Source organism: Nonomuraea ceibae, assembly GCF_019396325.1.
Classification (GTDB): domain Bacteria; phylum Actinomycetota; class Actinomycetes; order Streptosporangiales; family Streptosporangiaceae; genus Nonomuraea; species Nonomuraea ceibae.
Window position 1 is genome coordinate 67,358 of sequence record NZ_JAHKRO010000005.1, and the last position, 24,682, is coordinate 92,039.

Below are 24,682 nucleotides of genomic sequence, written 5' to 3' on the forward strand. Positions count from 1 at the left end.
GTTGCATGTCAGCAAGAACCGTCGGCGTCGGCATGATCGGTTACGCCTTCATGGGCCGCGTCCACTCCCAGGCCTGGCGCAGCGTCGCCGCCTTCTTCGACGTGCCGGCCGTGCCGCGGATGCGGGTGATCGCCGGCCGGTCGAAGGAGGCGACCGAGGCGGCCGCCGAGCAGCTGGGCTGGGCGGAGGCGGTGACCGACTGGCGTGAGGTGATCGCGCGTGCGGACGTCGACGTGGTCGACATCTGCACGCCCGGCGACACACATGCCGAGATCGCGATCGCCGCCCTGCGCGCGGGCAAGCACGTCATCTGCGAGAAGCCGCTGGCCAACACGGTGGCCGAGGCGGAGGCCATGGTGCAGGCCGCCGCCTCGGCGACGGGGCGCAGCATGGTGGCCTTCAACTACCGGCGGGTCCCGGCGGTGGCGCTGGCCAGGCAGCTCGTGGAGCAGGGCAGGCTGGGGGAGATCCGGCACGTGCGGGCCCAGTATCTGCAGGACTGGATCGTCGACCCGGACTTCCCGCTGGTGTGGCGGCTGCGCAAGGACAAGGCGGGCTCGGGCGCGCTCGGCGACATCGGCGCGCACATCATCGACGCCACGCAGTTCATCAGCGGGCAGCACATCGTCGGGGTGTCCGCGCTGATGGAGACCTTCGTCAAGGAACGGCCGCTGCCGGAGTCGTCGTCGGGGCTGTCGGCCGGGGGCGGCTCCGGCCGGGGGACGGTCACGGTGGACGACGCCGCCCTGTTCACCGCGCGGCTGTCGGGCGGGGCGGTGGGCTCGTACGAGGCCACCCGGTTCGCCACGGGCCGCAAGAACGCGTTGCGCATCGAGATCAACGGCTCGCTCGGCAGCCTCGCCTTCGACTTCGAGTCGATGAACGAGCTGTGGTTCAGCGAGGGCGGCCGGGGCTTCGAGCGCATCCTCGTGACCGAGCCCGACCATCCGTACGTCGGAGCCTGGTGGCCGCCGGGTCACGGGCTCGGCTACGAGCACACGTTCACGCACGAGATCAAGGACTTCCTGGAGGCGATCGCCGAGGGGCGCGACCCTTCGCCGTCGTTCGCCGACGGGCTGCGGGTGCAGCGCGTGCTCGCGGCGGTCGAGCGGAGCGCGGCCGACGGGAGCCGTTTCACCGCTGTGGAGGACTCATGAGACCCATCACGCTGTTCACCGGTCAGTGGGCCGACCTGCCGTTCGAGGAGGTGTGCAGGCTGGCCGCCGAGTGGGGCTACGACGGCCTGGAGATCGCCTGCTCGGGTGACCACTTCGACGTGGCGCAGGCGGTCGCCGACCCGTCGTACGTGGAGCAGAAGCGCGCCCAGCTCGACAAGCACGGCCTCAAGGTGTGGACGATCTCCAACCACCTGGTGGGCCAGGCCGTCTGCGACCATCCGATCGACGAGCGGCACAAGGCGATCCTGCCGGCCCGGATCTGGGGGTCGGGCGATCCGGAGTCTGTGCGCCAGGCGGCGGCCGAGGACCTGAAGAACACCGCGCGGGCCGCCGCGCTGCTGGGGGTCGACACGGTGGTGGGCTTCACCGGCTCGTCGATCTGGCACACGGTGGCGATGTTCCCGCCGGTGCCGGCGTCGATGGTGGACGCGGGCTACCAGGACTTCGCCGACCGCTGGAACCCGATCCTGGACGTGTTCGACGAGGTGGGGGTGCGGTTCGCGCACGAGATCCACCCGAGCGAGATCGCCTACGACTACTACACGACGGTCCGCACGCTGGAGGCGATCGGCCACCGGCCCGCCTTCGGCCTCAACTGGGACCCGTCGCACATGGTGTGGCAGGACCTCGATCCGGTGGCGTTCATCCTGGACTTCGCCGACCGGATCTATCACGTCGACTGCAAGGACACGCGGATGCGCGTGGGCGACGGCCGCCGGGGCCGGCTGTCGTCGCACATGCCGTGGGCGGACATGCGCCGGGGCTGGGACTTCGTCTCGACGGGCCGGGGTGACGTGCCGTGGGAAGACTGCTTCCGGGCGCTCAACTCGATCGGTTACGCGGGCCCGATCTCGATCGAGTGGGAGGACGCGGGCATGGACCGGCTGGACGGCGCCCGGGAGGCGCTGGCCTACATCCGTGACCTCAACGCGATCACGCCGCCGGCGACGGCGTTCGACGCGGCGTTCTCGTCGGGCTGACGACCTTTCCCCGCACGGGCCGCGTCCAGTACGGGGGCGCGGCCCGTGCTTTTTATGGATATTTCGGAAAAAGTGCTTTAAACACCAACCTTTTTATGACGGTGCGCTTAAATCGGTAACTCAGCGCTTTGTGATCTAGGTCGCATTCTCTTTTTCCTATTTCACCCTGATATGCGGTCGTGATACTTCTGTGACGCCGTGCGATCAGGGGACGGAGGGGCGTGACACCGTACTACGCCCCTCCGCGGTCGCACGTCGCCAAGCACTTGACGTGAGGAAACCATTTGCGCACCGTCATGAAGAGCACTGTCGGCAAACTGGCGCTCGGGGTCGCCGCCGTAACCGCTCTCTCGGGGGTTCCCGCCGCCCACGCGGCCGAGCCGCCCACCGCCGTGGAGGCCGCCTCCGCGCAGGCGGCCAAGACCGGCCAGGCCGTGCCCGTGCCGAGCCTGACCGACGAGAACAGCACCACCGTCGCCAACCCCGACGGCACCCTCACCGCCACCATCACCTCCGGCCCGTCCAACGTGAAGCAGGGCGACCGGTGGGTGCCGATCGACACCACGCTCGTCGCCGAGGGCGGCGTGCTCAAGCCGAAGGCCGCCAAGGCCGACGTCACGGTGTCCGCCGGCGGCGAGGGCCCGCTGGCCACGATGGTCGACGAGCAGGGGCGGAAGTTCTCCCTCCAGTGGCCGCAGGCGCTGCCCGCGCCCAAGGTCGCGGGCAACGTCGCCACGTTCGCCGACGCCGCCGGGCCGGGCGCCGACCTGGTGGTGACCGTCCTGCCGACGGGCTTCCGGCACGACGTGGTCCTCCGTACGAAGCCGTCCGGGCCGATCGAGCTGCGGATCCCCGTACGGACCGAAGGGGTGGAGCTGGGCGAGGCCGCCGACGGGCGGCTGGAGCTCAGGAGCGACGCCGGCGAGGTCGTCGCGGCCGGCGCCAAGCCGGTGATGTGGGACGCCAGTGGGCGCGGCAAGCCGCGCGGCGACGCCATCGCCCCGGTCGAGGCCGCCGTGCGGACCGAGAACGGCGCCAAGGTCCTGGTGCTGACGCCGGACGCGGAGTTCCTGTCGGACCCGAAGCGGGTCTACCCGGTGACCGTCGACCCGACGATCACGCTGCCCGGCGTGGAGGTCGACACCGACGTGGCCACCTCCTGGGCCTCGCACCCCGGCGACGCGATGATCATCGCGGGCACCATGCCGTGGGAGAACGGCCAGGGCGGCGACGTGATGCGCAGCCTGGTCAAGTTCGACACCAGCGCGTTCACCGGCAAGCGGGTGCTGTGGGCGGGCCTCGGCATGTGGAACGTCGAGACCAACGCCTGCGGCCTGCGCGTCGGCTCCGGCCTCACCGCCGAGCGCGTCACCGGCCCGTGGGACGAGAACAACCTCAACTGGGACAACAAGCCCCCCACGGTCAAGGAGGGCTCCTCCACCGTGCGCGCCGGGCTCGGCCGCACCTGGACCGAGCCCTGCGCCGGCGGCCCCGGGTTCCTGACGTGGGGCGTGACCGGCATCGCGCAGGCGTGGGCCAAGGGCGCCCCCAACCACGGCATCCAGCTGCGCGGTGCCGACGAGAGCGAGGCCACGAACTGGCGGGCGTTCGCCGCCTCCGAGAACAAGGAGCAGGGCGTCAAGCCGCCCACGCTGGCGGTCGTCTACTGGCGCTAGCTCGGGTAGGACTGGGGGATGGATCTCGACTGGACCGCCGAGCTGCACGAGCAGCTCTCCTGGCACTGGACCAGGCAGCTCCGTCCCCGCCTCGACGGCCTGAGCGACGAGGAGTATCTCTGGGAGCCGGTCCCCGGCTCCTGGAGCATCCGTGACGGCGTCATCGACTGGGCCTACCCGCCGCCGGAGCCCGCGCCGGTCACCACGATCGCCTGGCGGCTGGCCCACGTCGTCGTGGGCGTCCTCGGCGCCCGCACGGCCGCCCAGTTCGGCGGCCCCGCCGTCGACTACGGCACGTTCCCGTACGCGACGACGGCGGCGGGCGCGCTGGAGCAGCTCGACGAGGCGTACGAGCGCTGGTCGAGCGGCGTGCGCTCGCTCGGGCCGGGCGACCTGGCGCGGCCCGTCGGCCCCTCGGAGGGCCCGTACGCCGACCGGCCGCTGGCCACCCTGGTGCTCCACATCAACCGGGAGGTCATCCACCACGGCGCCGAGGTCGCGCTGCTGCGCGACCTGTGGGCGCACCGCTGAGCGTCAGTCCATCACCACGATCTGGCGCAGCACCTCGCCGCCCCGCAGCGCGGCCACGGCGTCGTTGAGGTCGGCCAGCCGGATCCGCGAGCTGATCAGCGACTCCAGGTCGAGCTGCCCGGCCTTGTAGAGCTTGGCGAAGTAGGGGAAGTCGTGCCGCACGTCGGCCTCGCCGTACAGGCTGGACAGCAGGTTCTTGCCCTCGAACAGCAGGCTGAAGGCGGAGATCGACACCATGTCGTCCGTGGCGCCCGCGCCCACCACGACGACGTCGCCGCCCTGCCGGGTGAGCTGCCAGGCGCTCTGGATCGTGGCGGCCTTGCCGACGACCTCGAAGCCGTAGTCGAAGCCCTGGCCGCCGGTGAGCTCGGCCAGCGCGCCGGGGACGCCCTCGGGGGTGACCGCGTGGGTCGCGCCGACCTTCCTGGCCAGCTCGTGCTTGGACTCCAGCGGGTCGACGGCCAGGATCGTCCTGGCGCCGGACACCCGCGCGCCCTGGATGACCGACAGGCCGACGCCGCCGCAGCCGATCACCACGACCGTGGAGCCGGGCCGCACCTTGGCGGTGTTGACCACGGCCCCGACGCCGGTCGTGATGCCGCAGCCGATCAGCGCCGCCGCCTCCCACGGCACCTCCGGGTCGATCTTGATGGCGCCCTGCCAGGGCACCACGATCTCCTCGGCCCAGGTGCCGCAGCCGGCCATGCCGAAGGCCGTGGTGTCGCCGCCGAACCGGAAGTTGCCCTTGGTGAACGACTCGATCATGTACTTCGGGCAGAGGAACGGCTGGCCGCCCAGGCACAGGTCGCACTCCTGGCAGGCGGGGCGCCAGCTGATCACCACGTGGTCGCCCGGGGCGACCGAGGTGACGTGGGCGCCGACCTCCACCACCTCGCCCGCGCCCTCGTGGCCGGGGACGAGCGGCACGGGCTGCGGCAGCACGCCTGACATGGCCGACAGGTCCGAATGGCAGACGCCCGTCGCCCGGATCCGCACCCGGACGTCCGCCGGGCCCACCGGGGCCAGGGTCACGTCGTCGCGGATCTCGAGCTTGTCATCGCCTACGGCGTGCAGAAGCGCGGCGCGCATGGGGGATTCCTCCTGTCGGGCTATTCCTCTAGGGAAAGTGCGGCTTTGGGACAGGACCGCACCGCGTGACGCACGCGGTCCAGCATCTCGGGGGGCGGTTCGGGCAGCAGGACGTGGAGTTCGTCGTTGTCGTCCACCTCGAACACCTCTGGCGCGAGCCCCATGCACACGGCGTTGGCCTCGCAGACCAGGTAGTCGACGTTGATCTTCATGTGAGCCTCCGGTGATCCCATGAGACCACTTTGCCGGGCTCCACGGCGTACGCGAACCGTTTCCGGCCGGTCTGCTCGACATAGGGGCGCAGGAGGTCGTCCGCCACGCCCGGGGTCGTCCTGCGGGCGACGGCCATGCCGACCTCCATCGGGTCGTCCAGCCGCACGGCCTCGCCGTAGATCAGGACCCCGCGCAGCTCGGCGTAGTCCTCGCCGGCCTCGATCAGGCAGCTCACCCGGCGGTCGCGCGCCAGGTTGCGGGCCTTCTGCGACTTGGCGTACGTCCAGAAGGTGATCCGGCCCTTGCCGTCGAGCCCGTGGAACATGGTCACCAGGTGCGGGGTGCCGTCGGGGTTGATGGTCGCCAGTTGCAGCTTCCTGGCCCCCTCCAGCAACGCGGTGACCTCGTCGTCCGGCATCGCGATGCGAGCGCGCTGATTCACGCTGCCAGTAGAACAGGTTGCATTATGCCGGGCAAGAGGGCGACGGAATGTTGTTCGGTTCGACTAGGGTGCAGGGCTATGACGATGCCCCCCGCGCTGCGTTACGCAGCCGAGCACGCCAAGGGATTCATGCCGTCGCAGGAGGGCCTGGCGCTGTTCGAGACGGCCTGCGTCTACGGCCCGCGCGGGCCGATCTGCGAGATCGGCACCTACTGCGGCAAGTCGGCCATCTACCTCGGCGCGGCGGCCCGGCAGACCGGGTCCGTGGTCGTCACCGTCGACCACCACCGGGGCTCGGAGGAGATCCAGCCCGGCTGGGCCCACCACGACCCCACGCTCGTCGACCTGCGCTTCGGCAAGATGGACTCGCTGCCCACCTTCCGCGCCACGATCGCCGCCGCCGGGCTGGAGGACGAGGTGATCGCGATCGTCGGCGGGTCCGAGCGGGTGGCCGCGCTCTGGGCCACGCCGCTGGGCATGCTGTTCATCGACGGCGGCCATTCCGAGGAGCCGGTGACCCGCGACTACGAGGGCTGGGCGCCGCACGTGGTGATCGGCGGCGCCCTGGTCTTCCACGACGTCTACCCCGACCCGGCCGACGGCGGGCAGGCGCCCTACCGCGTCTACCGGCGCGCGCTGGAGTCCGGCGCGTTCACCGAGGTGCGCGCCGAGGGCTCGCTGCGGGTCCTGGAGCGGGTGGCCGACGGAATCTAGACCTGGTGGCGGCGCGCCCAGAGGCGGCGCGTGTGCGCCTGCCAGGCCTGGTAGTCCTCGTGGGTGTGCGGGTCGTGGCCCAGGATCATCAGCGCGGTGTCGGCCCACGCGGCGGCCTCCTCGGGCTCGCCGCCGGTGAGGATCGGCACCGCCTGCGCCACGTGGTCGGGCAGCGGGCCCGCCTGCGCCCTAGCGGCCACCGCGAACGCGCAGCCCTGCGCCAGGTGCGGACGGAAGCCGTCGGCGCCCGCGTGGTCGGTGAGCCACCACAGCTCGTCGGCCTCCGCGCCGCCCGTGTAGGCCGCCGCGAAGCCGACGCCGCTCCACAGCGCCGCCCGCCGGATCGCCGGGTACGAGGCCACCCTCGCGGCCACGTCGTCGGGCGAGGCGCAGTCGTGATACCACAGCAGCCTGCCGAGCCCCTGGTCGAAGAGCGCGCAGTGGGCCCGGGAGAGCAGGTCGGGCATGGCGCGCTCGCCCACCATCCGGTCCGCCCTGGCCATGCTCCACCCGAACCCGAACCCGTCGACGGCCAGCCAGCGCAGCAGCGGGTGCGCCCGGCGTCCGGCGCGGACCGGGCGCAGCCGCAGCAGCGCGTAGCCGCGGCCCGCGCCCAGGTGGGCGGCGAACGGGTGATGTGCGGCGGGGCCGGCCAGTAGCTCGCGAAGGCGCCGGCCCCGGGTCAGTGTGATCAGATCGAGCACCGCGCACGCGGCCCCGGCGCCTTCGTAGGCGAAGGCCCGCTGGTCGTGCGGCAGATCCTCGATCCTCTCGATTTCCTCCGAAATAACGGCATTGAAGCCGAAGACATATGACTTTTCGGCATTCTCGATGACCGTCCGGGAAGGTCCCCGCGTCAGCCGGAACCTCCGCCTGCTCAGGTCGGATTCGCAGGCATCCCTCATCAGATACCTCCGCCACCCGCGCACCTGCGCCGGCGTCGGCTCGGTCCCGACCTGCTCCAAGAACGTTGTTGTGCCCGTGTCGCCCACGCTTCCCCCGAAGACGCCTCGTACGGCCACCCACGAACCTAGTAACCGCAATACGCCATTGCCCGCAACCGCTCGGCTTGTCCGGGCAAAGGATCGGCAAAACCCCTTGCGGCCTCGGAACGCGGCTCGTACGGGAAAGTCAGGCGCGGGCGGGGGTGCAGCCGCAGACGTCGGCGCGCACGGGCGCGGGCGAGGTGGCGGCGACGTCGCGGAAGAGGCCCGAGCCGCCCGTGAGGCCCGACAGGGCGTCGGCGGCGAGCACGACGGCGGCGGCCGTGTAGCCGGACCGCTCGTGCGGGAAGTGCTTGCGGTTGGCGAACTGCCAGCCCGTCCAGTACGAGCCGTCCTCGTGCCGCAGGTGCTGCATGTCGGCGAACAGCGTCGCGGCCCGGTCACGGTCGCCGGCCGCGTCCAGCGCCAGCACCAGCTCGCACGTCTCCGCCCCGGTCACCCACGGCTGGTCCGACACGCAGCGGATGCCGAGCCCCGGCACCACGAACGTGCCCCACTCCCGCTCCAGCAGCTCCATCGCCTGCGCGCCGCGCACCGCGCCGCCGAGCACCGGGTAGTACCAGTCCATCGAGAAGCGGCTCTTGTCGGCGAACGCCTCCGGATGGGCGGCCAGCACGTGCGCCAGCCGGTCGGCGGCCAGCTCCCAGTGCGGCTGCGGGTCGCCCAGCCGGTCGCCGAGCCGCACCCCGCAGCGCAGGCCCTGGTGGATCGAGGAGCAGCCGGTCAGCAGCGCGTAGTCGGCCGCCCGGCCGTGCGCGTCGCGCTCCCACACGATCTCGCCGCGCCCGGTCTGCAGCCCGGCCACGTAGTCGAGCGCTGCCTTGACCATCGGCCAGCGCTCCCGCGCGAAGTCCTCGTCGCCGTTCACGAGCAGGTGGTGCCAGAGCCCGACCGCGACGTACGCGGCGTGGTTGGACTCGCCGCCGTGCTCGACGGCCGCGCCGCCGGTGACCTTCATCGGCCACGAGCCGTCCTCGCGCTGGTGGCGCGCCAGCCAGTCGTAGCCGCGCGCGACCGGCCCGGCGAGACCGGCCACCGTCATGGCCATCAGGCACTCGACGTGGTTCCACGCGTCGACGTGTCCCTCCGGCCACGGCACGCCGCCGTCGTCCTGCTGGATCGCCGCGATGCTCTCGGCCGTGCGGACGACCTGCTCGCGCGGGATCACGCCTCGGGCTTCCTGACGTAGAGCACGACGCTCTTGCCGATGACCGGGTTGAGCAGGGCCTCGGCGATGCGGGTGGCGGCCGGGCGCTTCATGATGTCCCACACCAGCAGCTCGTGGTACGCCTTGGCGAGCGGGTGGTCGTCGTTGTTGACGCCGACCGCGCACTTGATCCACCAGTAGGGCGCGTGCAGGCCGTGGGCGTGGTGGTGCGGGCCGATGACGAACCCGGTGGCCTTCAGCTTGGCCGACAGCTCCGCCAGCGTGTAGATGCGCACGTGCCCGCCGGGGGCCGTGTGGTAGTCCTCGTCCAGCGCCCAGCAGATCCGCTCGGGCAGGAAGCTCGGCACGGTGATCGCGGCGGTGCCGCCCGGCTTGAGCACCCGGAAGATCTCCCGCATGGCCGCCATGTCGTCGGGGATGTGCTCCAGCACCTCGGCCGCGATGACCCGGTCGAACCCGCCGTCCTCGAACGGCATGTCCAGCGCGGTGCCCTGGACGGTCTCGCCGGAGGCCCCCAGCGGCACCTCGCCCGCCTTGTCCATGGCCACGAACATGGCCGCCACGCTGTCGAGCTCGGCCTGGTCCATGTCGAACGCGACCACGTCGGCGCCGCGGCGCAACACCTCGAAGGCGTGCCTGCCGCCGCCGCAGCCGAGGTCGAGCACGCGCACGCCGGGCCCGACGGGCAGGCGGTCGAAGTCCACGGTGAGCACTGGGCGAATCTCCCTTGCAGGTCAGCGGGTACGACGGGCCGCGATGGCCTCGCGGTAGGCCTCGACGGTCTTCTTCGCGACGACGGTCCAGGTGTAGCGCTCCATGACCCGGTCGTAGCCGGCCTTGCCGACGCGCTCGCGCTCCTCGGGCGAGTCGTGCAGACGGCGCAGTACGGCGGCCAGCTCCTCCGGGTCGCCCGGCGTCACCTGCACGGCGGCGTCGCCGACCACCTCGGGCAGCGCCCCGGTGCGGCTGGCGACCAGCGGCGTGGCGCACGCCATGTGCTCGACGGCCGGCAGCGAGAAGCCCTCGTACAGCGAAGGCACGACCGAGATCTCCGAGGTGGCGATCAGCTCGCCCAGCTCGTCGTCGGAGATGCCGTGCAGGAACCGGACCCGGTCCTCCAGCGACAGCTCCTTCACGAGCTGCTCGGTCGGCCCGCCGGGGGTCGGCTTGCTGACGACGGTCAGGTTGACGTCGCGCTCGGTGGCGAGCTTGGCGACCGCCCGCAGCAGCGTCGAGACGCCCTTCATCGGGGAGTCGGCGCTGGCCACGGCCACGATCGAGCCCTTGCGCCGGGGCTTGTCCGGGCGCGGGTGGAAGTAGCGGGTGTCGACGCCGAGCGGGATCAGGCGCATGTTGGCCTGCGGCACGTTGAAGTCGCGGTGGATGTCGGCCAGCGACGACTCGCTGACGGTCAGGATCGGGTTCAGCCGGGGCGCGACCTTGGCCTGCATCTTCACGAACCCGTACCAGCGGCGCATGGTCAGCTTCTTGGCGCCCTTGGCCGCCTCCAGCTCGATGCGCCGGTCGACGCTGATCGGGTGGTGGATGGTGCCGACCACCGGGAACAGCTTCTGGATGCCGAGCAGGCCGTAGCCGAGCGTCTGGTTGTCCTGGACGACGTCGAAGTCGCCGACGCGCTTCTTCAGCTCGCGGTGGGCGCGCAGCGTGAACGTCAGCGGCTCGGGGAAGCCGGCCGTCCACATGGTGCCGACCTCCAGCACGTCGATCCAGTCGCGGTACTCGGCGAGCTTGGGCGTGCGGAACGGGTCCTCGTCGCGGTAGAGGTCGAGGCTGGGCACCTCGCGCAGGATGACGCCCTCGTCGAGCTCGGGGTAGGGCGGTCCGGAGAACACCTCGACGTGGTGGCCGAGCGCGACCAGCTCGCGTGTCAGGTGGCGGAGGTACACGCCTTGGCCACCACAGGTGGGCTTGCTGCGGTAGGACAGCAGCGCGATCCGCAGCGAGTCGCTCACGGACACCCCTTTCTCCTGCCCGGTAGGCCCCGTGGAAGGGCGTGTACCGTGAAAGATGACCTTAGTCCGAGAAGGCTACCATTCGGTAGGTCATCTGGAATTGTTCACAACGGCTTCGACAGGCCGTGCGAACTGCGACGTTGCCGTGACCGAGCGTGGTTCGGTGGAACGTGTTCTAGGTGAGCGGTCATGGGCATGGCAGTACATTCCATCCCAATGGATGCGGCGGCACAGTTGGAGGACCCGTTGGCCAGGCGCGCTCTGATCACCGGCATCACCGGCCAGGACGGTTCCTACTTGGCGGAGCACCTGCTCGGCCAGGGATACGAGGTGTGGGGGCTGGCCCGCGGCCAGGCCAACCCGCGGCTGTCGCGGATCCGCAAGCTGCTGGCCGACGTCCAGGTGGTGCGCGGCGACCTGCTCGACCAGGGTTCGCTCATCTCGGCGGTGGAACGCGTTCAGCCCGACGAGGTCTACAACCTGGGCGCGATCTCGTTCGTGCCGATGTCCTGGGAGCAGGCCGAGCTGACCGCCGAGGTCACCGGGATGGGCGTGCTGCGCATGCTGGAGGCGATCCGGGTGTGCTCGGGCGTGTCGCGAGGGTCGCGGGACTCCGGACAGATCCGCTTTTATCAGGCTTCGTCCTCCGAGATGTTCGGCCAGGTCGCCGAGACGCCGCAGAACGAGGCCACCGCCTTCCACCCGCGCTCGCCCTACGGCGTGGCCAAGACGTACGGCCACTTCCTCACGCAGAACTACCGCGAGTCCTACGGCATGTTCGCCGTCTCCGGCATCCTGTTCAACCACGAGTCGCCGCGCCGGGGCGCCGAGTTCGTCACCCGCAAGGTCTCGCTCGGCGTGGCGCGGATCAAACTCGGCCTCGCCGCCGAGCTGCGCCTGGGCAACCTGGAGGCCCGGCGCGACTGGGGCTTCGCCGGCGACTACGTCCGGGCCATGCACCTGATGCTGCAGGCCGGCACGCCCGAGGACTACGTCATCGGCACCGGCCACATGAAGTCGGTGCGCGAGCTGGCCGAGGCGGCGTTCGCGGCGGCCGGGCTCGACTGGGAGCGCTACGTCGTCACCGACAGCTCCCTGCACCGCCCCGCCGAGGTGGACCTGCTCTGCGCCGACCCGAAGAAGGCCCGGGTGCAGCTCGGCTGGGAGCCGACGGTCTCGTTCGACGAGCTCGTGGCCATGATGGTCGAGTCCGACCTGCGGCTGCTGACCGACGGCGGCGACCCGGACCAGGAGAGTTCCTGGCCGTAGTGCCCTCCCGGAGCCACCCCGCGCTCCCGCGCGCCCTATTGACAAACAAGTTTTTTACGTAAAGAGTGATTTTTGCAATGAGAGACGTCCTATACCTGGAAGCGATCGAGCAGGCGGAGGCCCTGCTCAAGCCGCAGCGCGTGGAAGTGCTGCGGCAACTCGCCGAGCCGCGCACCTGCACCGAGGTCGCCGCCCGGCTCGGCCAGACGCCTCAGCGGGTCTACTACCACGTCAAACGCCTCGTCGACGCCGGGCTGGTCGACCTGGTGTCGGAGCGCAAGGTCCGGGGCATCAACGAAGGCATCTACCAGGCCGGCGCCCGCTCCTACTGGCTGTCGCCGCGCCTGGTCGGCCGCATCGGCCTGGCCAAGGCCCGCGACGAGCTGAGCCTCGGCTACCTCCTCGACCTGATGGAGGAGGTCCAGGCCGACATCGCCGCCCTCGACAGGTCCGCGCCGGAGCTCCCGTCGATCGGCCTGTCGGGCGAGATCCACGTACGTCCAGAGAACCGGCAGGAATTCCTCAACGACCTCCAGAACACCCTGCGAGACCTTTTCACCCGCTACGGCGGAGCTGAAGGCGACGCCTTCAAGCTCGCCGTGGCCTGCTATCCCAAGGAAGACGACGATGAGTGAGCCGATGATCCTCCGTGCCCGAGTCCAGGCCCCGGTCAAGGAGGTCCGCAACGCCCTGACCGATCCGGCGCTGCTGCGCGTGTGGCTGGCCGAGCACGCCGAGGTCTCACTGCCCGAGCGCTACGCCTTCTGGGGGCGCCACACGCCCGAGGGCGACGCGCCCCACCAGCGCCTGCTCCACGCCGACGACGACACCGTACGCGTCGCCTGGACCCTCGACGGCGTCGAGACCACGGCCGAGCTGTCCGTCGAGGAGGAGACGCCCGACAGCACGATCGTCACCGTCTCGCAGACCCACTTCGACTACCGCGAGGCCATGACGGAGAGCAGCATCCGGGGCGTGCTCCAGACCTACTGGTGCCTCGCGCTGGCCAACCTGGCCGAGCACTTCGAGGGCCGCGAGCTCACGCCCAAGGTCGACTTCACCTCCGACGACCTGCGCGCCACCGTGACGATCGACGCCGCGCCGTCGGCGGTGTTCGAGTCGCTGATCGACAGCGAGGCCGTCACGCGCTGGTTCGGCTACCCGATCGAGATCGAGCCGCACGTCGGCGGGCGCTACGCCATGGGCGGATTCGACAACGACCCGCACCCGGCCAAGGTCCTGGAGCTGGAGCCGGAGCAGCGCCTCACCGTCGACTGGGGGCCGGTGGGGATCAGCTCCTGGGAGCTGGAGGGCAGCGATGGGCGGACCCGGCTGACGATGGTGCAGAGCGGCTTCGACCGGCCGCCGTACGCCGCCTGGGCGGGCAACCTGTCGGGGCTCGCCGAACTGCGCCGCTACCACGAGATCCCGGCCTGGCAGCCCCTCTGGGTGAGCTGACGGCCTGGGCTTGGAGGTTGCCTCCCGGGGTTATCCACAGAACCGCGTTCTGGCCTCGGGGGGCGTCCTGGTCCGGCCCATCATGGTGCTCGTGAACGCCCCCGGCCCCCGCCCCTCTCCCTTCCGTACGGACCACGGCACCGTCCCTCGTAGGAATGCCGGATCCCTGCTCGACCGCGCCCGCCGCGTCACCCGTGCCGTCCCCCGGGCCGTGGCGTGCCGCCAGACGGCCGCGCACATCTGGGGCCTGCACCCGCTGAGCACCGCCACCCCCGAGGCCGGCTGGCCCGTCGAGGTCATCGCCCCCGCCCACGTGGCCATCCCGGGCTGCGTCACCCACGTGACGCGCCTGCCCGCCCGCGACATCACCGAGCACGACGGCGTCCGCGTCACCACCCCGGAGCGCACCGCCCTCGACTGCGCCGCCCACCTGCCCAGGCTCGACGCCGTCGCTCTGCTCGACCGGTTCCTGCGCGCCGGGGTCGACCTCGACGCCGTGTGGCGGCGCTCCCCGTCCGACCGCGTCCACGACCTGCTCTCCCTCACCGACCGGGGCGCCGCCTCACCCAGGGAGAGCTGGCTGCGGGTCATCCTCGTAGACGGCGGTCTCCCCAGACCCGCCACCCAGATCCGCGTCCCCCTCCCCGAAGGCCGCACCGCCTACCTCGACCTCGGCTGGGAGCCGCACCGGCTCGCCGTCGAGTACGACGGCCGCGCCCACCACACCACCCCGGCCGACCGGCGCCACGACGAGACCCGGCGCGACGAGCTCCGCCACCACGGCTGGCGCATCATCGTCGTCGGCCGCGACGTCATCCCCGCCCACAGCGCCGACCTGCTGGAGAACGTCGCCAACGCCCTCATCGAACGAGGCTGGCGGCCCACCCCCGACGAGACGATCCGCATCCTGTCCCGCATCCGCGCCCTCCGCCGCCGCCCCGCCCTGCCCCACCAACGCCGCCGCTACTACACCCCCCGTCGGGAGTGACGCCGGTCGCGCCGGGGCAAACCCCGCCAATGCAGCCCGTTCACCACTGCCACCGGGAATATTCGCAGGTCAATATGGCTGAACGGCTTCGCGGGGCCACCCCCAGGCGTCACAATGTGACTGCGGCCATCGCCCCCTCCTTCCTTCGTCCTACCGCTGCTGTCCGAAGGTCTCCCCGCGATGGCCGCACCGCTTTTCCTCCCTGAACGCCCGCCCTCCGGCTCCGGCCCCTTCGGCCCTCAGCCCCTCTCCGGCCCTCAGCCCCTCTCCGGCTCCGGCCCCTTCGGTGCCTCGGGACCTTCGGACCTTCGGCCCCTCCGCCGCGTAGGCGCCGCCGTCCGCCGCTCCTCAGGCCCCGGCACTCCGGGGTCCGGTGCGCGGGTGCGGCCCTCAGATCCCGCCCTCGGGGCCGGGACTTCAGGGCTCCCGCTCGCCGGGCTCGCGCCCTGGGTCCGCGTCTCGGGTCCGCGCCCTCCTGTCTGCGCCCCCGGGGCGCTGCCTCTGGGATCGGCGCTCCAAGCCCGCCCCAACCCGGCGGCCCGCTGGGCCGTCCCCAAGCGGCCGGTGCTCAGGCCCCGCCCTCCAGGCCCCCGTCGTCTAGGTCCCCGTTTGTTCCAGAGTCCGTCTCCGTACGCCCCGTCCCCAGACCCCCGTTCCCAGACCTCCGTCCCCAGACCTCCGTCCCCAGGCCCCGTCCCCAGGCCCCCGTTCCAGGGCGGTGCGGGCGCCCTCCCCAGGGCCCCGTGTCCAGGGCTGGTGGGCAGGGCCCCAGAGGGTCGGTAGGGTCCCGACCTCAGGGCCGGTCGGCAGGCCCGGTGCCCGGCTGCGGCCTTCGGGGCCGCATCCACCGGGTCTCACCCTCCAGGCCCGCTCTCAGGGCCCGCCTTTCCCAGGTCCCGTCGTTCCAGAGCCCGTCTCCGTACGCCCCCCGGGTTGGTCGGCCGGTGCGGTGGGGCGGGTTCGGCTCGCGGGCCCTTGGCTCGGGGGTCACCCGGGTTGAGGCGGGTGGGGCGGGGGTGGGTGAAATTCTGGTGGTTCGCGCGGACACGTAGGGGGTGGAAGCCAGCAGCGTTCGGAAGGCCTGACGAGGATGACGCGTGAGTGAACGAGACGACCGGTCCCGGTTCGAGGCGGTGTACCGGCGAACATATGAGCAGATCCTCGGGTATGCCGTGCGGCGGTGCGCCTCGCCGGAGGACGCCGCCGATGTCGTGGCCGAGACCTATGTGGTCGCCTGGCGGCGGATGAGCGAGTTGCCCGACGGCGAGGCGGGCAGGCTGTGGCTGTACGGCGTGGCCCGCCGGGTTCTGGCCAATCATCGCCGCAGCGAGCGGCGCAGGCTGACCCGGCACGCCGAGTTGACCGCCGAGCTCGAACGCCTCTACGCCCCGCCCGTACACCCGTCCGGTGGGCAGGACGGCGTGGCCGAGGCGATGGGCATGCTGGCCGACGGTGATCGGGAGCTGCTGGCCCTGGCGCTCTGGGAGGAGCTCGACCCCGGGGAGATCGCCACGGTGCTGGGCTGCTCCCGCAACGCCGTCCGGATCCGCCTGCACCGGGCCCGCAAGCGCTTCGCCAAGGCCCTGGAGAAGACCCGCCCGTCGGCCGCCGGGTTCGTGTCGCGGACGCTCATCGAGAAGGAGTCAGGGTGAACAACGACGAGATCTTCAAGGGCCGGGCGCGCGTGCTGGACGAGGAGCTGGCCGGCCGGGTGTCCACTCCGGGGGCGGACGCGCTGCTGGCCGAGGTCGTGTCGCTGGAGCGCGTGCCCGAACAACGGCGGAGGCGTCTGCGCGCTCCCGGTCGCGCGCTGCTCGGCGTGGCCGCGGCCGCCGTGGCGGCGGGGGTCGTGGTCCCCGCGATGCTGTCCGGCGGAACGATCTCCGTCGTGCCCCAGCCGGGCGAGTCCCAGCCGGGCGTGCCGCAGCCGAGCGCGTCGCTGTCGGCTCCGGCCGGCGGGTCGACCGCTCAGCAGATCCTGCTGGCCGCGGCCGTCGCCACGGAGCGGGCCCCGGCGAGCGGTGACTACTGGCGCACCACGACCGTCTCGCGGTGGATGCTGCCCGATCCCACGCGCGGCTACATGCTGGAGGGCAGCCGGTCCCTGGAGACGTGGCTGGCGGTACGGCCGGAGCTGCGGAGCTGGCGCATCCGGCAGGATCTCGGGGTCAAGCCCGCGACCGCGCGGGACGAGCAGGCGTGGCGGGCCGCGGGGGCGCCCGCGAGCTGGCGATATCCCGAGGACATGAGGACGGACAACCTGTTCTCCGTCCCGTCCCGGCCGCTGAGGACGGCGGCGGGGGAGCGGTCCGCCGAACGGCTGTACGGCAAGTGGAAGGGCGCGGCCGGTCACCTGATCGGGGGGCCGCTGACCTGGAAGCAGGTACGGGCGCTGCCGAGCGACCCCGGGAAGCTCCGGAGCTACCTGGAAGAGGGCATCGGCCGGCTGGACCTGGCCGGATCCGGGATGGACGTGAAGGAGGCGAGGGCGCACATCCTCCTGCGCGACTGTGTGGAGATCATCAGCCGGCTGCCGGCGTCGCCCGAGGTGCGCGCGTCCGCGTACCGGATCCTGGCGTCGCTGCCCGGTATCCGGGCCGAGGGGGAGGTGACGGACCCGGAGGGGCGGCGCGGGCAGGCGCTCGGCTACCGGGAGGAGATCGAGCCGGGCGTGTTCGCCCGGGTTCAGCTCGTGGTCGAGCCGGGCAGCGGGCTGCTCCTCGCCGAGGTGCGGAGGCACACCACCGATCTCGCCGACGGGCGGCAGGTGGAGTTGCGCTACTCCACCTCGTTCCAGGCGATCGGCTGGACGGATGAGCGGCCGCGCCTGCCCGCGCGGCGGGACTGAGGCCGGACCCTTGATCGGTTGAGGGCACCCCGAGAGGGAGGGGCGGGCTCGGGCCCGTCCCTCCGGGCGGAGGCCGTGTTCCGGCCGGCTAGGCGAGTTTGACCGGGAGTTCCTTGATGCCGTTGATGAAGTTCGAGCGCAGGCGGCGGGCCTCGCCGGTCTGGGTGAGGCGGGGGTAGCGGCGGGCGAGCTGCTCGAAGAGGATGCGGAGCTCCAGCTTGGCGAGGTGGTTGCCGAGGCAGAAGTGGGCGCCGCCGCCGCCGAAGCCGATGTGCGGGTTGGGGTCGCGGCCGATGTCGAACGTCTCGGCGTCGGGGAAGACGGCGGTGTCGCGGTTGGCGGAGGAGTAGAAGACCACGACCTTGTCGTCTTCCTTGATCTGCCGGTCGCCGAGCATCTGGTCGGCGGTGGAGGTGCGGCGGAAGAGGTTGACGGGGGAGACCCAGCGGACGATCTCGTCGGCGGCGGTGCGGGCGAGCGTGGGGTCGGCGACGAGGCGGTTCCACTGGTCGGGGTGGTCGAAGAGGGCGAGCATGCCGCCGGAGGCCGCGTTGCGGGTGGTCTCGTTGCCGGCGACGACGAGGAGCAGGACGAACAGGTCGAACTCGTTCTCGTCGAGGGTCTCGCCGCTGTCGTCCGGCTGGATGAGCTTGGTGACGATGTCGTCCCTGGGGTTGGCGCGGCGCTGGGCGGCGAGCTGGTTGGCGTAGGCGTAGACCTCGGCCGCGGCGGCGGCGCCTTCCTCAGGGGTGTCGGCGTAGTCGGGGTCCTGGGCGCCGATCATGCGGTTGGACCAGCTGAAGAGCTTGTCGCGGTCGGTGACGGGGGCGCCGAGGAGCTCGCAGATGACGTAGAGCGGGAGAGGGGCGGCGACTTCGGTGACGAAGTCGGCTTCGGTGCTGCACTTGTCGAGCAGGTCGTCGCAGATGTCGCGGATGTGCTGTTCGAGGGCGCCGATGGTCCGGGGGGTGAAGCCGCGGTTGACGAGCGAGCGGCGCCGGGTGTGGTCGGGCGGGTCCTGGTTGAGCATCATCAGGCGTTGCAGTGCCCGCTGTTCCTCGGGCATCTCGTTGAACAGGGCCAGCCGCCGCGACGAGGAGAACAGGTCGGAGTGCCGCGACACGTGCACGACGTCCTCGTGGCGGGTGACGGCCCAGAAGCCCGGTTCGCCCTCGTGCCAGTGCACGGGGTCGTGGGCGCGCAGCCAGGCGAACTGCTCGTGGGGCGGTCCTGCGGTGGCGTAGCGGTCCTGGTCGACAAGGTCGATGTGCACCCGGTTCACCCTCTTATCAAGCGCTTGGTACAGGAAGCCGTACTGAAACGTGTTCTATTACGGCACTGTACGACCGTCAAGGAGCGGGTGCGGCACGGGGAGGCGATGATCCGATGTCTTCCGGAAGACGATGATCCGGTTCTTGACAGTGTCCGAGGACGGGATCAGCATGGCGGTACAGACATCCGATGGGTGCGGGGTGGCATGGGCGCGGGAGGCTCGTACCGGATCGTCGGGATGGAGACGCATGACGTGCGCTTCCCCACCTCGCGGGAGCTGGACGGCTCCGACGCGATGAACCCCGACCCTGATTACTCGGCCGCCTACGTGGTGCTGCGGACGGACGACGGGTTCGAGGGGCACGGGTTCGCCTTCACGATCGGGCGCGGCAACGACGTGCAGACGGCGGCGATCGGCGCGCTCAGGCCGTACGTGATCGGCCGGGACGCCGAGGACCTGGGCGCGCTCTACAGGGAGATGGTCTACGACTCGCAGCTTCGCTGGCTGGGGCCGGAGAAGGGCGTCATGCACATGGCGATCTCCGCCGTGGTCAACGCGCTGTGGGACCTGAAGGCCCGGCGGGCGGGCAAGCCGGTGTGGCTGCTGCTGTCGGAGATGCCGCCCGAGGAGATCGTCGCGCTGATCGACTTCCGCTATCTCAGCGACGCCCTGACACCCGGCCAAGCACTCGAAATCCTGAAAAAGGCGGAAAAGGGGAAGGCTAGGCGGATCGCCCGCCTCCGGGCCGACGGCTACCCCGCCTACACCACCTCGCCCGGCTGGCTCGGCTACCCCGACGACAAGCTGCGCCGCCTCTGCCGGGAGGCCCTCGACCAGGGCTTCGGCCAGATCAAGCTCAAGGTCGGCGCCGACCTGGCCGACGATGTGCGCCGGCTCAAGGCGGCCCGCGAGGTGTGCGGCCCGGACTTCCCCATCGCGATCGACGCCAACCAGCGCTGGGACGTCGGGACGGCCATCGCCTGGGTGACCGCGCTCAAGCCGTACGCCCCGCACTGGGTGGAGGAGCCGACCAGCCCCGACGACGTGCTCGGCCACGCGGCGATCGCCGAGGGCGTCAGCCCCGTGCCGATCGCCACCGGCGAGCACGTCCAGAACCGGATCATCTTCAAGCAGCTCCTCCAGGCCGGCGCGATCTCCTACCTGCAGATCGACGCCGCCCGGGTCGGCGGGCTGCCGGAGAACCTCGCGATCCTGCTGCTCGCGGCCAGGTTCGGCGTGCCGGTGTGCCCGCACGCGGGCGGCGTCGGGCTGTGCGAGCTGGTGCAGCACCTGGCCATGTTCGACTACGTGGCTGTCAGCGGCACCATGGACGGGCGGGTGATCGAGTACGTGGACCACCTGCACGAGCACTTCACCGACCCGGTGGTGATCGAGAACGGCCGCTACCGGGCCCCTGCGGCGCCCGGGTTCAGCGCCGCGATGCACGCCGAGTCGGTCGCCGCCCACACCTACCCGGGCGGCGCGGTCTGGAGGGACGCATGACGCTCAAAGCCGTCGTCACCGGAGGCGGCTCAGGCATCGGCCTGGCCACCGCCACCCTGTTAGCCGGGCGAGGCATGCGCGTCGCCTGCCTCGACCTGGACCCGCCCGGCGAGCCGTTCGTCGGCGTCAAGGCCGACGTGACCGACGACGAGCAGGTACGCCGGGCCGTCGCGGAGGCGGCCGAGCGCCTGGGCGGCATCGACATCCTGGTCAACAACGCGGGCATCGGCGCGCAGGGCACGGTCGAGGACAACGACGACGCCGAGTGGCGGCGGGTGTTCGACGTCAACGTGTTCGGCATGGTCCGGGTGGCCCGCGCGGCGCTGCCGTACCTGCGCCGGTCGGCGCACGCCTCGATCGTCAACACGTGCTCCGTGGCGGCCACCGCCGGGCTGCCCGGCCGCGCCCTCTACAGCGCGACCAAGGGCGCGGTGCAGTCGCTGACCCTCGCCATGGCGGCCGACCACGTCCGCGAGGGCATCCGGGTCAACTGCGTCAATCCGGGCACCGCCGACACGCCGTGGGTCGCCCGGCTGCTCGACGCCGCCGACGACCCCGAGGCGGAACGGGCGGCGCTGCGCGCCAGGCAGCCGATGGGCCGCCTGGTCAGCGCGGAGGAGGTCGCGGCGGCGATCGCGTACCTGGCCGGCCCGGACGCCGGCGCCACCACCGGGACGGCGCTCGCGGTCGACGGAGGCATGCAGGGGCTGCGGCTCCGGCCCGGCGGGCCGGTTCAGGAGCTCAGGTGATCGAGCTGCCGCGGTTCGGGTTCGGCGCCGCGCCCATCGGCAACCTGTACGAGGCGGTCGGTGACGAGCAGGCGCGGGCCACGGTCGAGGCCGCGTGGGACAGCGGCGTGCGCCTGTTCGACACCGCGCCGCACTACGGGCTCGGCCTGTCGGAGCGCCGCCTCGGCGCCGCGCTGGCGGGCCGCACCGGCTACGTGCTGTCGACCAAGGTCGGCCGGCTGCTCGTCCCGTCCGGCCGTGGCGGCGTCGACGACGAGGGCTTCGACGTCCCCGCCGCCTTCGAGCGGCGGTGGGACTTCTCGCGTGACGGCGTGCTGCGCTCCCTGGACGACTCCCTGTCCAGGCTCGGACTCCCGTACGTGGATCTGGCGCTCATCCACGACCCGGACGACCACCTGGAGCAGGCGCTCGACGAGGCGTACCCGGCGCTGGCCGAGCTGCGCGCCCAGGGCGTGGTCAAGGCCGTCGGCGTCGGCATGAACCAGTGGCGGGCGCCGCTGCGGTTCGTCCGGGAGACGGACGTGGACGTGGTGATGCTGGCCGGCCGCTACACGCTGCTCGACCGGTCGGGGCTGCCGCTGCTGGAGGAGTGCGCGGCGCGCGGCACCCGGGTGCTGGCGGCGGGCGTCTTCAACAGCGGCCTGCTGGCGACCCACACCCCGTCGGGCGCCTACGACTACCGGCCCGCCCCGGCCGGGCTGGTCGCCCGCGCCACCCGGCTGGCCCGCGTGTGCGAGGCGCACGGGGTGACGCTGCCGCAGGCGGCGATGGCTTTTCCGCTGCGCCACCCTGCGGTCGCCGCCGTGGTGCTGGGCGCGCGCTCGCCGGAGGAGGTGCGCGCCAACGCCGCCCTGTGGCGGCGCCCGGTGCCGGACGCCCTGTGGGCGGACCTTCAGCGCGCGTAGCCGACGACCCACAGCCCGGGGATCGGCTCGAACTCACTCTTCAGGACGAATCCCAGCTTCTCGTACAGAGTCCGGGCCGGTACGTTGTCCCGCCCGGTCGACACCACGATCCGCCGCTCGCCCGCCCTGGCGATGACCTCGGTGACCAGGGCTCGGCCGATGCCGCGCCGGTGCGCCGCCGGATCGACGACAAGCCGGTCCACGTCCACCTCCTCGTCGCTCTCCGTCCAGGCGATCGCCCCCAGCAGCCGCTCCCCGTCCAGCGCGCCGAGCCAGCGCAGCGGCTGGGCCAGCAGGTCGTCCAGGCTTTCGCGCAGGGGCGGGATGCGGTCGTCGCCGATGAGCTCCGCCTCGACGGCATAGGCGGCACGCTGCACGTCGAAGAGGGCTCTGTCGGGCGATATCTCGGAAATCAGCATCTGGCGAGTATCGCCCATCCGAAAAACCGGTTGGCCCCACCGGGGCGGCCCTGCTAGGTTGCCCGGCATGTCCAGCCCAGAGGCGTCAAGACACTAGCCACCGGTCGTCCGGTGGCCTTTCGCCGTTCCTGTCACGAGTGAGAGCTCCGGATCACCGCTGCCGCATGTCCTGCCGATCTTCCTCTGGGTGCGGAGCCTCTTCATGCCTTTCGTCGTATACCTGCTCGGCCTCGCCGTGTTCGCCATGGGCACGTCCGAGTTCATGCTGTCCGGTCTGGTGCCGGGCATCGCCCAGGAGCTGGGCGTCTCCATTCCCGCCGCCGGTCAGCTGACCACGGCCTTCGCCGTCGGCATGATCGTCGGCGCGCCGCTGATGGCGATCCTCAGCCTGCGCTGGCCCCGGCGGCGGGCGCTGCTGGCGTTCCTCGCGATCTTCACGCTCGTGCACGTGCTCGGCGCGGTCACCACGAGCTTCGACGTGCTGCTGCTCACCCGGGTGGCCGGGGCGCTGGCCAACGCCGGGTTCCTGGCCGTGGCGCTGTCGGCGGCGACCGGCATGGTCGCGCCGGACGCCAAGGGCCGGGCCACCGCCGTCCTGCTCGGCGGCGTCACCGTCGCCTGCGTCGCGGGGGTGCCCGCCGGGGCGCTGCTCGGCCAGGTGTGGGGGTGGCGCTCGGCGTTCTGGGCGGTGGCCCTGGTGTCGGTCCCCGCCTTCGTGGCGATCCTGCGGGCCGTGCCCGCGACCCGCGCGGACTCGGCCTCCTCGGGGGCGCGCGAGGAGCTGCGGGTGCTGCGTGACGGGCGGCTGCGGGTGACGCTGCTGCTCGGCGCGCTGGTCAACGGGGCGACCTTCTGCGCCTACACGTACCTGGCGCCGGTGGTCACCGAGGTCGCCGGGCTGGGGGCGGCCTGGGTGCCGGTCGCGCTGGCGCTGTTCGGCGCCGGGTCGTTCGCGGGCGTGACCGCCGCCGGTCGTCTGGCCGACACGCGGCCCGCGCGGCTGCTGACGGCCGGCGGCGCGTGCCTGCTGGCCGGGTGGGTGGTGTTCGCGCTGGCCGCCGGGAGCCCGGTGGCGACGGTGGTGCTCGTGCTCACTCAGGGCACGCTCGCGTTCGCCGTCGGCTCGACGCTGATCTCCCAGGTCCTGTACGCGGCGGCGGGCGCGCCGAAGCTGGGCGGCGCGTTCGCCACGGCGGCGTTCAACGTCGGCGCTGCGCTCGGCCCCTGGCTGGGCGGCCTGGCCATCGGCGCCGGCCACGGGTTCCGCTCGCCGCTGTGGGTGAGCGCGCTGCTGGTCGCCCTCGCCTTCGCCGTCCTGGTCCGGCGTCAGGAGGGGACGAAGACCCAGGCCGCCGACTCGCCGGGCTCGTAGGGGGAGTCCAGGCGCTTGCCGACGACGCCCGGCAGCCCCTGCTCGCGGGCCGCCTGCCGGACCGGGGCCGCCTCACCCGGCCAGGAGGGGGCGGTCTGCCAGCGGGCGCCCGACAGGCCGAGCGCCTCCAGCGCCGCCCGCCGCTCCCGGTACGGGCGATCCACCAGCGCGTGCCCGTCGTCGTACAGCAGGTCGTAGAAGACCAGCACCTCCGCGCCCGCGAGCGTGGTCAGCTCGCCGTCCAGCACCGCCGTGCGGCTGCCGAACGACTCCGCGAGCGGGCGCAGCCACGGGTGCTCCCTGGCCGCGTCCGTGCGCCCGCCCTGGATCGGGACGAGCAGCCGCCGCCCGCCCCAGGCGAACTCGAAGGCGTACGCGGCGGCGTCGCGCGGCGGCGCCTTGCGCCGGACCGGCAGCATCGGCGCCACGTCGGGGAACGGGTCGGTCACGGGCGGGTCCATGCGGTGGATCATCCAGTTCTTGCCGTCCGTCCGGAACAGCACGAACCTGCCCTCCGCCCGCTCCCCGTGCAGGACGATCTTGACCTCCCGCTCCGACCACTTCTCCGTCTCGTACGTGCCCCGGTCCCAGATCGTCATCGTGCCGCCGCCGTACTCGCCCTTGGGGATCTCGCCGTGGAAGGTGAGGTACTCCATCGGGTGGTCCTCGGTGTGGACGGCCAGATGGTTTGTGCCGGGGTCGGGCGGGAGGCCCTTGGGGACGGCCCACGAGACGAGCACGCCGTCGCGTTCCAGGCGCAGATCCCAGTGCAGGGAACGGGCGTGGTGCTCCTGGATGACGAACGCGTCACCGTCCTGGGGGCGTGGCGCGTCCTGGGGGACGGGTTCGGGGGTGCGACTGGCGTCGCGTTTGCTCCGGTATTTGTGAAGTTTGTCGGCCACAAATGGCTCCTACCCGGTTATGGCTCTG

Annotated in this window: 25 protein-coding genes; 15 read left to right on the plus strand and 10 right to left on the minus strand. The window is 71.9% G+C overall.

Features of this window, described 5'->3' with window-relative positions; translation table 11 throughout:
* Positions 1–5 precede the first annotated feature (5 nt).
* The 4 genes from KME80_RS05470 to KME80_RS05485 all read left to right on the plus strand — a co-directional run bounded on the left by KME80_RS05470 (position 6) and on the right by KME80_RS05485 (position 4,365).
* Positions 6–1,157, plus strand: a complete 1,152-nt coding sequence (locus KME80_RS05470) for a Gfo/Idh/MocA family protein (protein ID WP_219500913.1) — start codon at positions 6–8, stop codon at positions 1,155–1,157.
* Entirely contained in the window at positions 1,154–2,158 is a 1,005-nt protein-coding gene (locus KME80_RS05475; RefSeq protein ID WP_049566011.1) for a sugar phosphate isomerase/epimerase family protein, read from the plus strand. Before KME80_RS05470 ends, KME80_RS05475 begins: the two co-directional genes overlap by 4 nt.
* 296 nt (positions 2,159–2,454) lie before the next feature.
* The gene (locus KME80_RS05480; RefSeq protein ID WP_219500914.1) at positions 2,455–3,834 is read left to right on the plus strand and encodes a DNRLRE domain-containing protein; all 1,380 of its coding nucleotides are present in this window, start codon (positions 2,455–2,457) and stop codon (positions 3,832–3,834) included.
* Positions 3,835–3,852: 18 nt separating this feature from the next.
* Positions 3,853–4,365, plus strand: a complete 513-nt coding sequence (locus KME80_RS05485; RefSeq protein ID WP_219500915.1) for a DinB family protein — start codon at positions 3,853–3,855, stop codon at positions 4,363–4,365.
* Positions 4,366–4,368: 3 nt separating this feature from the next.
* On the opposite strand, the gene KME80_RS05490 is transcribed toward KME80_RS05485, so the two are convergent.
* From KME80_RS05490 to KME80_RS05500, 3 genes are read right to left on the minus strand one after another with little or no spacing between them, the layout of a single operon-like run.
* Positions 4,369–5,454: a zinc-binding dehydrogenase gene (locus KME80_RS05490; protein ID WP_219500916.1), complete on the minus strand. Its 1,086-nt coding sequence runs from the start codon at positions 5,452–5,454 to the stop codon at positions 4,369–4,371.
* Between the two features lie 20 nt (positions 5,455–5,474).
* Positions 5,475–5,666, minus strand: coding sequence for a ferredoxin (locus KME80_RS05495; protein ID WP_219500917.1), 192 nt, complete (start codon positions 5,664–5,666; stop codon positions 5,475–5,477).
* Entirely contained in the window at positions 5,663–6,109 is a 447-nt protein-coding gene (locus KME80_RS05500) for a pyridoxamine 5'-phosphate oxidase family protein (RefSeq protein ID WP_219500919.1), read from the minus strand. Before KME80_RS05500 ends, KME80_RS05495 begins: the two co-directional genes overlap by 4 nt.
* A gap of 84 nt (positions 6,110–6,193) precedes the next feature.
* Here KME80_RS05500 and KME80_RS05505 point away from each other — a divergent pair, with 84 nt between their 5' ends.
* Complete coding sequence (locus tag KME80_RS05505) at positions 6,194–6,823, plus strand: class I SAM-dependent methyltransferase (RefSeq protein WP_219501191.1); 630 nt, start codon at positions 6,194–6,196, stop codon at positions 6,821–6,823.
* Here KME80_RS05505 and KME80_RS05510 read toward each other — a convergent pair.
* The 4 genes from KME80_RS05510 to KME80_RS05525 all read right to left on the minus strand — a co-directional run bounded on the left by KME80_RS05510 (position 6,820) and on the right by KME80_RS05525 (position 10,974).
* Positions 6,820–7,728 carry a DUF1702 family protein gene (locus KME80_RS05510; protein ID WP_219500921.1) on the minus strand — a complete coding sequence of 303 codons (909 nt, stop codon included), beginning with the start codon at positions 7,726–7,728 and terminating at the stop codon, positions 6,820–6,822. The genes KME80_RS05505 and KME80_RS05510 overlap by 4 nt on opposite strands.
* Positions 7,729–7,954: 226 nt before the next feature.
* Positions 7,955–8,995 carry a prenyltransferase/squalene oxidase repeat-containing protein gene (locus KME80_RS05515; RefSeq protein WP_219500923.1) on the minus strand — a complete coding sequence of 347 codons (1,041 nt, stop codon included), beginning with the start codon at positions 8,993–8,995 and terminating at the stop codon, positions 7,955–7,957.
* Positions 8,992–9,708 (minus strand): class I SAM-dependent methyltransferase, encoded by a 717-nt coding sequence (locus KME80_RS05520; RefSeq protein ID WP_219500925.1) that lies wholly within the window; start codon positions 9,706–9,708, stop codon positions 8,992–8,994. Before KME80_RS05520 ends, KME80_RS05515 begins: the two co-directional genes overlap by 4 nt.
* A gap of 21 nt (positions 9,709–9,729) precedes the next feature.
* On the minus strand, positions 9,730–10,974 hold the full coding sequence (locus KME80_RS05525) for a glycosyltransferase family 4 protein (RefSeq protein WP_219500928.1): 1,245 nt from the start codon (positions 10,972–10,974) through the stop codon (positions 9,730–9,732).
* 240 nt (positions 10,975–11,214) lie between these two features.
* On the opposite strand from KME80_RS05525, the gene KME80_RS05530 reads away from it, so the two are divergent.
* The 6 genes from KME80_RS05530 (at position 11,215) to KME80_RS05555 (ending at position 17,531) form a co-directional block, all read left to right on the plus strand.
* Complete coding sequence (locus KME80_RS05530) at positions 11,215–12,237, plus strand: GDP-mannose 4,6-dehydratase (protein WP_246644112.1); 1,023 nt, start codon at positions 11,215–11,217, stop codon at positions 12,235–12,237.
* Between the two features lie 77 nt (positions 12,238–12,314).
* On the plus strand, positions 12,315–12,872 hold the full coding sequence (locus tag KME80_RS05535; RefSeq protein ID WP_219500932.1) for a winged helix-turn-helix domain-containing protein: 558 nt from the start codon (positions 12,315–12,317) through the stop codon (positions 12,870–12,872).
* Complete coding sequence (locus tag KME80_RS05540) at positions 12,865–13,695, plus strand: SRPBCC family protein (protein WP_246644114.1); 831 nt, start codon at positions 12,865–12,867, stop codon at positions 13,693–13,695. The genes KME80_RS05535 and KME80_RS05540 overlap by 8 nt, the downstream gene beginning before the upstream one ends.
* Before the next feature lie 91 nt (positions 13,696–13,786).
* Positions 13,787–14,683, plus strand: a complete 897-nt coding sequence (locus KME80_RS05545; RefSeq protein WP_219500934.1) for a type IV toxin-antitoxin system AbiEi family antitoxin — start codon at positions 13,787–13,789, stop codon at positions 14,681–14,683.
* A 1,097-nt stretch (positions 14,684–15,780) separates the two neighbouring features.
* Complete coding sequence (locus KME80_RS05550) at positions 15,781–16,335, plus strand: RNA polymerase sigma factor (protein ID WP_219500937.1); 555 nt, start codon at positions 15,781–15,783, stop codon at positions 16,333–16,335.
* Entirely contained in the window at positions 16,332–17,531 is a 1,200-nt protein-coding gene (locus KME80_RS05555; RefSeq protein WP_219500939.1) for a CU044_5270 family protein, read from the plus strand. Before KME80_RS05550 ends, KME80_RS05555 begins: the two co-directional genes overlap by 4 nt.
* 88 nt (positions 17,532–17,619) lie before the next feature.
* Here the strand turns inward: KME80_RS05555 and KME80_RS52590 are convergent, their stop codons facing one another.
* The gene (locus KME80_RS52590) at positions 17,620–18,804 is read right to left on the minus strand and encodes a cytochrome P450 (RefSeq protein WP_219500940.1); all 1,185 of its coding nucleotides are present in this window, start codon (positions 18,802–18,804) and stop codon (positions 17,620–17,622) included.
* Positions 18,805–19,041: 237 nt separating this feature from the next.
* Here KME80_RS52590 and KME80_RS05565 point away from each other — a divergent pair, with 237 nt between their 5' ends.
* From KME80_RS05565 to KME80_RS05575, 3 genes are read left to right on the plus strand one after another with little or no spacing between them, the layout of a single operon-like run.
* Positions 19,042–20,307: an enolase C-terminal domain-like protein gene (locus KME80_RS05565; RefSeq protein ID WP_246644116.1), complete on the plus strand. Its 1,266-nt coding sequence runs from the start codon at positions 19,042–19,044 to the stop codon at positions 20,305–20,307.
* On the plus strand, positions 20,304–21,056 hold the full coding sequence (locus KME80_RS05570) for an SDR family NAD(P)-dependent oxidoreductase (RefSeq protein ID WP_219500944.1): 753 nt from the start codon (positions 20,304–20,306) through the stop codon (positions 21,054–21,056). The genes KME80_RS05565 and KME80_RS05570 overlap by 4 nt, the downstream gene beginning before the upstream one ends.
* Positions 21,053–21,961: an aldo/keto reductase gene (locus tag KME80_RS05575; RefSeq protein ID WP_219500946.1), complete on the plus strand. Its 909-nt coding sequence runs from the start codon at positions 21,053–21,055 to the stop codon at positions 21,959–21,961. The genes KME80_RS05570 and KME80_RS05575 overlap by 4 nt, the downstream gene beginning before the upstream one ends.
* Here the strand turns inward: KME80_RS05575 and KME80_RS05580 are convergent.
* The gene (locus KME80_RS05580) at positions 21,949–22,380 is read right to left on the minus strand and encodes a GNAT family N-acetyltransferase (protein ID WP_219500947.1); all 432 of its coding nucleotides are present in this window, start codon (positions 22,378–22,380) and stop codon (positions 21,949–21,951) included. The two genes, KME80_RS05575 and KME80_RS05580, sit on opposite strands and share 13 nt — an antisense overlap.
* Before the next feature lie 202 nt (positions 22,381–22,582).
* On the opposite strand from KME80_RS05580, the gene KME80_RS05585 reads away from it, so the two are divergent.
* Complete coding sequence (locus tag KME80_RS05585; protein ID WP_219500948.1) at positions 22,583–23,752, plus strand: Cmx/CmrA family chloramphenicol efflux MFS transporter; 1,170 nt, start codon at positions 22,583–22,585, stop codon at positions 23,750–23,752.
* On the opposite strand, the gene KME80_RS52595 is transcribed toward KME80_RS05585, so the two are convergent.
* A complete protein-coding gene (locus KME80_RS52595; protein WP_219500950.1) occupies positions 23,707–24,654 on the minus strand; it encodes a DNA polymerase ligase N-terminal domain-containing protein in 948 nt (315 codons plus the stop codon). The genes KME80_RS05585 and KME80_RS52595 overlap by 46 nt on opposite strands.
* Positions 24,655–24,682 lie beyond the last annotated feature (28 nt).